General features: G+C 36.5%; 8 protein-coding genes. 2 read left to right on the top strand and 6 right to left on the bottom strand.

The window, feature by feature from the left end; genetic code table 11:
* Positions 1-15: 15 nt before the first annotated feature.
* The 6 genes from perR to MHB70_RS01790 all read right to left on the bottom strand — a co-directional run bounded on the left by perR (position 16) and on the right by MHB70_RS01790 (position 4,307).
* Entirely contained in the window at positions 16-444 is a 429-nt protein-coding gene (gene perR, locus MHB70_RS01815) for a peroxide-responsive transcriptional repressor PerR (RefSeq protein ID WP_000237831.1), read from the bottom strand.
* A gap of 298 nt (positions 445-742) precedes the next feature.
* Positions 743-1,198 (bottom strand): thioredoxin-dependent thiol peroxidase, encoded by a 456-nt coding sequence (bcp, locus tag MHB70_RS01810; RefSeq protein WP_000633719.1) that lies wholly within the window; start codon positions 1,196-1,198, stop codon positions 743-745.
* A gap of 44 nt (positions 1,199-1,242) precedes the next feature.
* On the bottom strand, positions 1,243-1,647 hold the full coding sequence (locus tag MHB70_RS01805; protein WP_000964361.1) for a potassium channel family protein: 405 nt from the start codon (positions 1,645-1,647) through the stop codon (positions 1,243-1,245).
* Positions 1,648-1,719: 72 nt separating this feature from the next.
* Positions 1,720-2,505 (bottom strand): ABC transporter permease, encoded by a 786-nt coding sequence (locus MHB70_RS01800; protein ID WP_000965746.1) that lies wholly within the window; start codon positions 2,503-2,505, stop codon positions 1,720-1,722.
* Positions 2,506-2,509: 4 nt separating this feature from the next.
* Entirely contained in the window at positions 2,510-3,301 is a 792-nt protein-coding gene (locus MHB70_RS01795; protein WP_000521521.1) for an ABC transporter permease, read from the bottom strand.
* A complete protein-coding gene (locus tag MHB70_RS01790; protein ID WP_000843664.1) occupies positions 3,294-4,307 on the bottom strand; it encodes an ABC transporter ATP-binding protein in 1,014 nt (337 codons plus the stop codon). Before MHB70_RS01790 ends, MHB70_RS01795 begins: the two co-directional genes overlap by 8 nt.
* Before the next feature lie 127 nt (positions 4,308-4,434).
* Here MHB70_RS01790 and hemL point away from each other — a divergent pair, with 127 nt between their 5' ends.
* Positions 4,435-5,733, top strand: coding sequence for a glutamate-1-semialdehyde-2,1-aminomutase (hemL, locus tag MHB70_RS01785; protein ID WP_061529538.1), 1,299 nt, complete (start codon positions 4,435-4,437; stop codon positions 5,731-5,733).
* Positions 5,734-5,931: 198 nt separating this feature from the next.
* Entirely contained in the window at positions 5,932-10,368 is a 4,437-nt protein-coding gene (locus MHB70_RS01780) for a glutamate synthase-related protein (protein WP_000932749.1), read from the top strand.
* Positions 10,369-10,512: the final 144 nt, after the last annotated feature.

The raw sequence follows: 10,512 nt of genomic DNA, 5'->3' as shown, positions 1-10,512 counted from the left end.
TTTTTTTATTATATATTACGCCTTATGACACTCTGGACAAACGCCATAAATTTCTAAGCGATGACTATTAATAACGAAGCCTGTCGTTTTCGCAGCTTCCTCTTCAAGCTGTTCCAATCCTCCATAAGGAAAATCAACAATCTTACCACATTTTTCACAAATCACATGATAATGTTGACTTGTAACATAATCAAATCTACTTGAAGCGTCTCCATAAGTTAATTCCTTTACAAGTCCAACTTCTTTAAATACACGTAAGTTATTATAAACAGTTGCAACACTCATATTTGGAAACTTACCTTCTAATGCTTTATAAATGTCATCCGCTGTTGGGTGCGTCATAGATTCCACAAGGTACTCTAAAATAGCATGACGCTGTGGAGTAATGCGTACACCCGTATTTTTCAGCATTTCTAGCGCTTCTTTTAATTCTTCTTTGACCACCGTCATGCACCCCGATTCTATACGGATTATTATTTTATAATTCTTATAAAGAGTGTACTCCTTTTCTTATAAATCGTCAATATTTCTACTATAAGTATGTGGTTTATTTTTGTATATAGCCTTATTCTTATGTATCTTTCCCCAGTTTCTATACATTTACATAGAAAAAAGTGCGACATAATCGCACTTGGAATACTATCATCTGAGGAGGTATGCCCTACACTTCCACTTTATGTAAGACGATAAAATATGTATAGACACTTGCCTTACTTCTATATATTTTACCTCCACTATAGGTTTACTTTATATAAGAAAGAACGTCCTCGGTATGCCCTTTTACTTTTACCTTACGCCACTCTTTTACAAGTTCACCGTCTTTATTAATAAGAAATGTCGAGCGTTCGATTCCCATATACTCTTTCCCGAAGTTCTTTTTCAATTTCCAAACATCGTACAATTCTGCCACTTTATGATCTTCATCTACTAAAAGTGTAAATGGAAGTTCATGCTTCTCAATGAATTTCAAATGTCTATTCGCTGAGTCAGGGCTTACACCAAGGATAACCGTATCCTTCTCTTGAAATAATCCATATGCATCACGAAAATCGCATGCTTCTGTTGTACACCCTGGAGTCATATCTTTCGGATAAAAATATAGAACTACATTTTTCCCGCGAAAGTCAGCTAAGCGAACTTGTTCTCCGTTACTTCCTTCTAACGTGAATTCCGGTGCCATTTCTCCTACTGTAATCATTATTATCACTCCTTATTGTTTCTTTTACTATATCAAATGCGATCTTATTTTTCATTGTCTATTACAGACCTCATCACAAAAGCAAACGGTAATGTATATCCAATTAGTGCTTCTCCGATTGCAATCCATCTCCCTATTCCAATCGGAGCTATATCACCATATCCAACGGACAATAAAGTGACTGCACTAAAATATAAACAAATTTCAACAAGCTGAAAAGAATGAGCGGTCAACCTTTCACCATCTTCTTTCAAAACTGTAAAACCCATTTCCTCTAATACAACATAACTTAATCCAAATGCAATCAGTACTGTTGTATAAATTAAAAATAACGAGGCTAAATTATATAACGAAAAGAAACGTTTTGAATCTGAATACGAACTCCATAATAATTGGACACTTCTTAAAATAGCTACTGCTGCAGTTAATAGAATAAATCCCCATAACATGTCCTCCACCTCATTTTATATGTATGAGATGGGCGGCTGATTTATCCCTTTGAAACGAACAAGCTTCTATAATTAATTCCCCGCACCACGATATCGTTTTACCCCTTGATTCCAGAGAGTAATTGCAATAGTAAAGCAAATGACACCAACAATTGGCGTTGCAAATGCATAGCTATTCCACTCTGTTTTTCTTAAGAAGTACGCCGCTGGGTATACTCCAACAAATGCAAATGGTAAAACAAACGTTAAAATGAAACGAATTACACGGTTATAAATATTAACAGGATAGCGACCGTAATTACCTATGTTATACATAAGCGGCATAATGGAACTTTTCGCATCCGACCAAAAACCAAGGCTCGCAAGCGTAACAAATATCCCGCCGTACACAAGCGCTCCTCCTCCTACCATCAGTAAGAATAGGAAGAAATCATACCAGTAAAAGGATAAATTTAGTTCTACTGCTGCGTATCCCATTACAATAATTCCTGTAACCGCTCCAATTAAAGATTCAAGTTCCATTCTTTCTAATATAATTTGAAATAAGCTATGAATTGGTCTCGTCAATACACGATCCATTTCACCTTTAATAATGTAACGATCATTAAAGTCCCATATGTTAAAGAATGCTGAAAAAATGGCAAACGGTACTAAAAAGAAACCATAAATAAAGATGACTTCTTCTCGGCTCCATCCTTTTAATGCTTGTGTATGCCCAAATACTACGAGAATAAAGATTAAATTAACCGCTTGTAGTGATAAATCCGAAAGTAATCCGACGATAAAATCGCCTCGATACTCTAATTTAGTTTTTATATATTGGCTTGCGTATTGCAAAAATAATTTTATATATAGCATCCTATCATCCCCCTTGTACAATTAGACGTTTTCTCGCCGTTTTCCACATGAGTACAATTGGAATAATAAGTATAATTGCCCAAATTACTTGAAATAACAAAGCTTCATATAACTCACTTCCCTGTATACCTTCAGAGAAAATCATACTCGGAATATAACTAATTGCTTGAAACGGTAAAAACACCATTGCTTTTTGGGCCCATAATGGATAAAAACTAATCGGTAATAATAAACCAGAAAATAAATCAATCACAACACGTTTTGCATACATAATTCCACTATTATTAAATAAGAAGAATGTAAGCATTCCCGTCATTAAGTTTATTTGTGTATTAATGATAAAGCTAAATATTAACGATAAGAAGAAATATAACCACGTTTGAAAATTCGTTGTAATTTGTAATGAAAATAACAAAGTAACGATGACCATACCTGGGATTGAAAAGAACGCAAAACGAAATATCCCTTCGCCAAGACCTTGCATAACTTTCATTCCTAAATAGTTATATGGACGAATTAGTTCTACCGCCACACGCCCTTCTTGAATCTCCATCGCAATTTCTCTATCGATATTATTGAAATAAAAAGCACGTGCCATCCATGCGATCGCAATATACGTAGTCATTTGCGAAATAGATAAACTTTCAATATTCTCTTTCCCGCTATAAATCGCTTGCCATAAAAAATAATACGCACCGATATTAATCGTATAAATTAAAATCCCGCTGTAATAATTTGTACGATAAGCAAGCATCATTAAAAAGCGAATGCGAATCATTTCAATATACTTACCCATGCTTAATACCTTCTTCATAAATGTTACGAATTATTTCCTCTGTAGACACTTCGTTAATTTTTAAATCTTTAATTTGAAAAGCTTGTACTACTTTAGAAATAAGCATTGAAATAATAATTTCTTCATTCGGTATTTTTGCAACCCACGCATTTTCCTCTTTCGCTTTTGACCAAACGACTTGACTATCTGGCATAACCATCGATAACATCTGATAAGAAACTGGAGCGACAAATTGAAAATGGATTTCCTTCTCTGCTCCCCACTGTGTGCGAAGGTTATTTAAAGAACCGTCATACATAATATTTCCTTCATCCAGCATGATAACGCGCTCACATAAAGCTTCAATGTCAGTAATATCATGTGTTGTTAATAAAATTGTTGTTTTATAACGTTCATTCATCTCTTTTAAGAATTCACGTATTTTCAATTTCACAAGAACATCTAGCCCTATTGTTGGCTCATCTAAAAATAGTAACGGTGGATTATGAATTAATGCTGCCGCTAATTCACAGCGCATCCTTTGGCCAAGAGATAACTTTCGGACAGGCTTATCTAATAAAGGACCAATATCTAACGTTTCGATTACGTGCTCCATATGTTCCTTATACTGAGTGTCTGAAACACCGTACACTTTCTTCAATAAACGAAACGATTCTTGTACCGCAATATCCCACCAAAGCTGAGAGCGCTGACCAAAAACAACACCAATTGTTCTCACAAATTCTTCTCTTTGTTTATGTGGATTCATTCCGTTCACCGTGATTTGCCCTGAAGTCGGAGTCAAAATCCCTGTAAGCATTTTAATCGTCGTTGATTTACCAGCACCATTCTCACCAATATAACCAACCATTTCACCTTGCTTCACAGTAAAAGACACATCATTTACTGCTGGTACTATTTTATAATTACGATTTAATAAATCGCGAAATGCACCCTTTAATCCCGGACGACTTGAATAGGCTGTAAACTCTTTACGTAACCCTTGTACCTCAATTACCGATTTCATAATCGGACCCCCTTCCTAAATGTCACAACGAATAGTTTACCCAACTGCTCCTTCTATCACAAACAATACGTCTTTTCTAAAAACATGTTAGAATAATACATAGATTTTTGTAAGGAGATGAATTGTAGTGAATTTCACGAAATCAGAAGCATTACATAAAGAAGCTTTAGAACATATCGTTGGTGGTGTTAATAGTCCTTCTCGTTCTTTCAAAGCAGTTGGAGGCGGTTCTCCCGTTGCAATGGAACGTGGAAAAGGTGCTTATTTCTGGGATGTAGATGGAAATAAATATATCGATTATTTAGCAGCATACGGTCCTATTATTACTGGACATGCTCACCCCCATATAACAAAAGCAATTACAACAGCTGCTGAAAATGGTGTACTATACGGAACGCCAACAGCACTGGAAGTAAAATTTGCAAAAATGTTAAAAGAGGCAATGCCTGCATTAGATAAAGTCCGCTTCGTAAACTCTGGTACAGAATCCGTTATGACAACCATTCGTGTTGCCCGCGCTTACACTGGTCGCACAAAAATTATGAAATTTGCTGGTTGTTACCACGGTCATTCCGATTTAGTACTTGTAGCAGCTGGTTCTGGTCCTTCTACTCTTGGAACTCCTGATTCAGCTGGTGTGCCACAAAGTATTGCACAAGAGGTTATTACCGTTCCCTTTAATAATGTAGAAACTTTAAAAGAAGCGTTAGATAAATGGGGACATGAAGTAGCAGCTATCCTTGTAGAGCCAATCGTTGGAAACTTCGGTATTGTAGAGCCTAAACCTGGATTCCTTGAGAAAGTAAATGAGCTTGTCCATGAAGCTGGTGCATTAGTAATTTATGATGAAGTTATTACTGCTTTCCGCTTTATGTACGGTGGTGCTCAAGACTTACTTGGCGTAACACCAGACTTAACTGCACTTGGTAAAGTTATCGGCGGCGGACTTCCAATTGGCGCTTACGGTGGTAAGAAAGAAATTATGGAACAAGTTGCCCCGCTTGGACCTGCATATCAAGCTGGTACAATGGCAGGAAATCCTGCTTCTATGGCATCTGGTATCGCTTGTCTAGAAGTTCTTCAACAAGAAGGCGTATACGAGAAATTAGATGAACTTGGCGCAATGCTTGAAAAAGGAATTTTAGAGCAAGCTACAAAACATAATATCGATATTACAGTAAACCGCCTAAAGGGTGCATTAACTGTATACTTCACGACAAATACAATTGAAGATTACGATGCAGCCAAAAATACAGATGGTGAAATGTTCGGTAAATTCTTCAAACTTATGCTCCAAGAAGGTATTAATTTAGCACCATCTAAATATGAAGCATGGTTCTTAACGACAGAACATACACAAGAAGATATCGAATATACAATCGAAGCTGTTGGAAGAGCATTTGCTGCTTTAGCAGACAATAAATAATACTGTCATTACAAGGAAAAAAGAAAGGTTACCTTTCTTTTTTCCTTTTTTCTATTTCATAAATCCCGCATTAATAGTATAATTATTCATAATTATCTGTTTTATATTCTTTTAGATCGTTATTATCTCTGTGTACAAGGTGATTTACACCTTAAATAGTAAGATTATTCAATCTTTTACAAGAGGGGGGATTGACGGATGCTCAATAAAAAAAATACATGGACACCGTCTTTATTTCGAGATTATAAAAATGCAGAACATGATGCGTGTGGAATCGTTTCCGTTATGGAAAAAAGAAAAATTCCTACAAAAGAAAATATCGACCTTTGTATACAATCACTAATCAAAATGAACCATAGAGCTGGTTTCATCAATGGCGAAGGCGATGGTATTGGAATCCATATTGATGTACCAAAAGTACTTTGGAACGAAAAATTGAAAAGTAGCGGATATAATCCAACGATTGTGGATCATCCCCACTTTATCGTTGGACATTTTTTTCTAAACAAAAAAGAAAATATTGTTGACTTAAAAAATTACATTCGTACGCAATTAAACAATGAAAACTTTACTATTATTTTCGAAAGTGATGATGTAATAAATTCCGATGCACTCGGTCCACTTGGTAAACAGGAAGAACCTTTATTTTGGCAAGTTGCCCTTATCGCTGAAAATGAAGTTAAAAGTATTGAGCAAACATTATTTGCTGTAACGATAAAAATAGAGGAAAACGAAGCGATTCACGTTGCTTCATTAAGTCGTGATCATGTTGTATATAAAGTTCTAGGTGCTGGAGATACACTTGTTGCCTATTACAACGATTTACAACACCCACTTATCGCTTCAACTATGACATTAGGACATAATCGCTATTCTACTAATACATTATCTAATTTTTTTCGTGTACAACCATTTAGCATTCTCGGACATAATGGTGAAATTAATACAATTGCCAAATTACGTGATCAAGCCGAAATGATTCATGTACCACTAACGGCAGGGGGAAGTGACTCCCAAGATTTAAACCGCACCTTAGAGACTCTTCTTGTTCAATATAACTACAGCTTATTTGAAGCGATGGATATACTATTCCCACCAATTATTAATGAAATAAAACTATACGAAACAAACTTACAAAACTTATACACTTATATAAGAGAAGCTTGGGGACATTTCGCACAAGGACCAGCTGGCATTATTTCACGCTATAAAGATGAAGCTGTATTCAGCGTCGATTCCCTTGGCCTACGACCAGTATGGAAAGTCGAAACAGAAAGCTCTTATATTTTCTCTTCTGAACCTGGAGTTGTATCACCAACCGAATATGTAGAAGAACCGAAACCACTCGCTCCTGGAGAAAAGGTCGGATTAAAATGGAATGAACAAGATGAACTTGTTCTTTATGAATACGACAAATACCAAATTGAAGTATATAATCGTTTCCAAAAACGAATCGATGTTAACAATTATCATTTAAACTTATCTATCCCTGAAGCGAAAGAAATCCAAGGATTATGTGATTCTGTTCAAGTTGAAACGAAACAGTACGTTTCTTTCGGGTGGGATCGAGAGCATATTCAGCTCCTTGAACAGATGGCAACAAAAGGAGTTGAGCCAATTCGGTCACTTGGTCATGACTCGCCACTTGCTGCACTCGATACGGATAGACGAAATATTGCTGACTTTATTAAGGAAAGTGTAGCCGTTGTTACAAATCCAGCAATCGATCGCGATCGAGAGGTCGAACACTTCTCCACACGGACGATACTTGGAGAGCGTCCAAGTTTATTAAGCGGCGCTAAACAGCCATTTGTAGTTGAGATGCTTTCACCAATTATTTTAGAAGGAAGTGTTGCACAATCTATCGCAGAGGAATTGCACACAATTACGTACGAACAACTTATACAGTTGTTCGTTACACATAGTTCTATCGCTACAATTTCTGCCACCTTCAGTCCGTTAGAAACTTTACAATGCGCATTAAATCGAATTAGTTCCGAAGCGATAGCTGCCGTTAACAATGGTGCTTCCCTACTATTATTAGATGACGCAAAAGCTCATCTAAATGAACAGTTATGGATGGATCCACATTTAGTTACCGCTAAAGTACATCAAGTATTAAGTGAAAATAAATTACGCAGAAACTGTTCTCTCGTTATACGTTCTGGTGCCCTTCGTTCCTTACACGATATCGTCACACTATATGGATTAGGAGCAGACAGTATTAATCCATATTTATTGTTCGCGACCGTAAATGATGGATCAAAAACACCAATTATGAATCTGTATAATGCACTTAATAAAGGACTAGAGAAAGTCATTTCAACAATTGGAATTCATGAGTTACGTGGTTACGGCCGCCTCTATTCCTCTATCGGATTACATGAGGAAATCGCAAATATATTACAAATTACGAATTTCTTCGGTTCAAATGATTTAGCTTTTTCACTTGAATCGCTTGCTAAAGATGCGAAATCGCGGGCAAATGATTATAACAACCCTAAAATTAGAATGCGAAAATCATTTCATATATTCCCACGGATTTGGAAAGCAATTGGTGATGTTGCAAAAGGAAATTCTTATGATGATTACCGCGAAAAGTTAAGTGAATTAGAAGACAATAATCCGATTGCAATCAGACACCTTGTTCAAACGAAACAAACAAAGCATGTCGTTCCGGCTGAAGAAGTGTCTATTAGCATTCAAAATCATGATTTACCGTTTATTATTAGTTCCATGTCATTCGGTTCTCAAAATGAAATTGCCTTTCGTGCATATGCAGAAGCTGCCGATCAGCTAAATATGATTAGTTTGAACGGTGAAGGCGGCGAAATTAAAGATATGATTGGCAAATACCCAAATACACGTGGACAACAAGTTGCATCTGGCCGATTTGGAGTAAACGCTGAACTACTAAATTCATCAAATTTAATTGAAATAAAAATCGGTCAAGGCGCAAAACCTGGCGAAGGCGGACATTTACCAGGTTCTAAAGTAACCGCAAAAATTGCTGAGGCACGTAACGCTACAATTGGATCAGATTTAATTTCGCCTTCTAACAACCATGATATTTATTCGATTGAAGATTTAGCTCAAATGATTACAGAAATTAAAACGGCTAATCAACTTGCAAAAGTAGCCGTAAAAGTCCCTGTCGTTCCTAACATTGGAACAATTGCTGTCGGTATCGCTAAAGCTGGCGCTGATTTTATTAACATTAGCGGATTTGACGGCGGAACAGGGGCTGCACGTATTCATGCATTACAACATGTAGGTCTTCCAGTAGAAATCGGTGTTAAAGCTGCTCACAACGCTCTACTAGAAGCAGGTATGAGACATAAAGTAGAAATTTGGGCAGATGGTGGTATTCGAAGTGTAAATGATGCCTTAAAAATCATGCTTCTTGGAGCAAACCGTATTGGGTTTGGTACATTATCAATGATTGCCATCGGCTGTACAACTTGCCGTGGTTGTCATCTAGATACTTGCCACGTTGGAATTGCAACACAAATTGAATCTGAAGCACAAGCGAAAGAACATGGATTACGCCGCTTCGTCCCGCGCGAATTAGAAAGCGCAGTTGCTGGCCTATTAAATTTATTCACCACTTTCGGTTTAGAATTAAAACGGTTAACAGGGCAACTCGGTTATACAAATTTACAAGAAATTGTCGGGCGTTCCGATTTATTAGAACAAGTTCGAAGTCAAGATTTGTTAGAGTTATGTAATTTACTACAAACGATAGAAAATTCAACTGTTACAACAAGAGTATCTGTGGAAGAAAAACAATTTGAAACAGTGCATTCTCCTCACTCAAAAGAATTAGTAGGAGTTGGCGTAGAGCAACGAGTCATGGGCGGTTTAGAATCTTGTTATCGCGTTCGTAGTAAATTATATGAAGATACAAAGCTTGAACCACTTACATTAAAGTATACAAATGGCTCTGTTCCTGGAAATGGATTAGGCGCTTACAATAGTGAAAACTTATTTATACACGTAAATGGCGGCGCACAAGATGGCATTGGCAAAACTTCATTTGGCGGTGGCATTTATATAACGAAAGCAAAAGGTAAAAATGGAACATATTATAATGGGTCTGTCGGAAAAGGATTTGGATATGGTGCACAAAAAGGTGCATTATACGTGCAAGGTAACGCCGACGCTCGTGCTGGTATTCGCCTTTCTGGAGCAGACATGATAATTGGAGGGAGAATGACAAAACCACTCCGTGAAAAAGAGCAAGGAAATATAGGATCATACTCGAATATTAAAGGTTTCGCTTTTGAATATATGACAAATGGGCGGGCTCTTGTTTTAGGAGATCCTGGTCCATGGATCTGTGCTGGTATGACTGGTGGTGTTGTTTATTTACGTCATGATTCAAACTTAGGTTTAACAGAAAAAGCCTTAAAAAGAAGAATCGCAAAAGGTGCAAATGTTACATTACAATCAATTAGTAAAAATGGTGTGCAAGATGTAACTGAACTATTGCTAGATTATATTCGTGTATTAAATGAGCATGAGCAATATGAGGAAGTTGCTTTGTTAACCCCGTTACTAGATGATATGCAGCAGCAATTTTTTGAAATTATCCCGAAAAAGGAGCAGGCTGATCCATCTATCTCAACTGAGTGATATATACCATTTTTATTTTCAATAAAAAATTGACGAAGTATACTTCTCATAGTAATCTATAGTAACAATTTGAAACCTGCTGAAATTCAGCAGGTTTTTTTACTAAAAATTAATGTTTAAAAAGAATTAGGAAAAAATTATAAA

The organism is Bacillus sp. FSL M7-1020 (assembly GCF_038050415.1).
GTDB classification, from domain to species: domain Bacteria; phylum Bacillota; class Bacilli; order Bacillales; family Bacillaceae_G; genus Bacillus_A; species Bacillus_A toyonensis.
The sequence above is the reverse complement of the archived record's forward strand: the minus strand, read 5'-3'. Positions and strand labels throughout refer to the sequence as shown.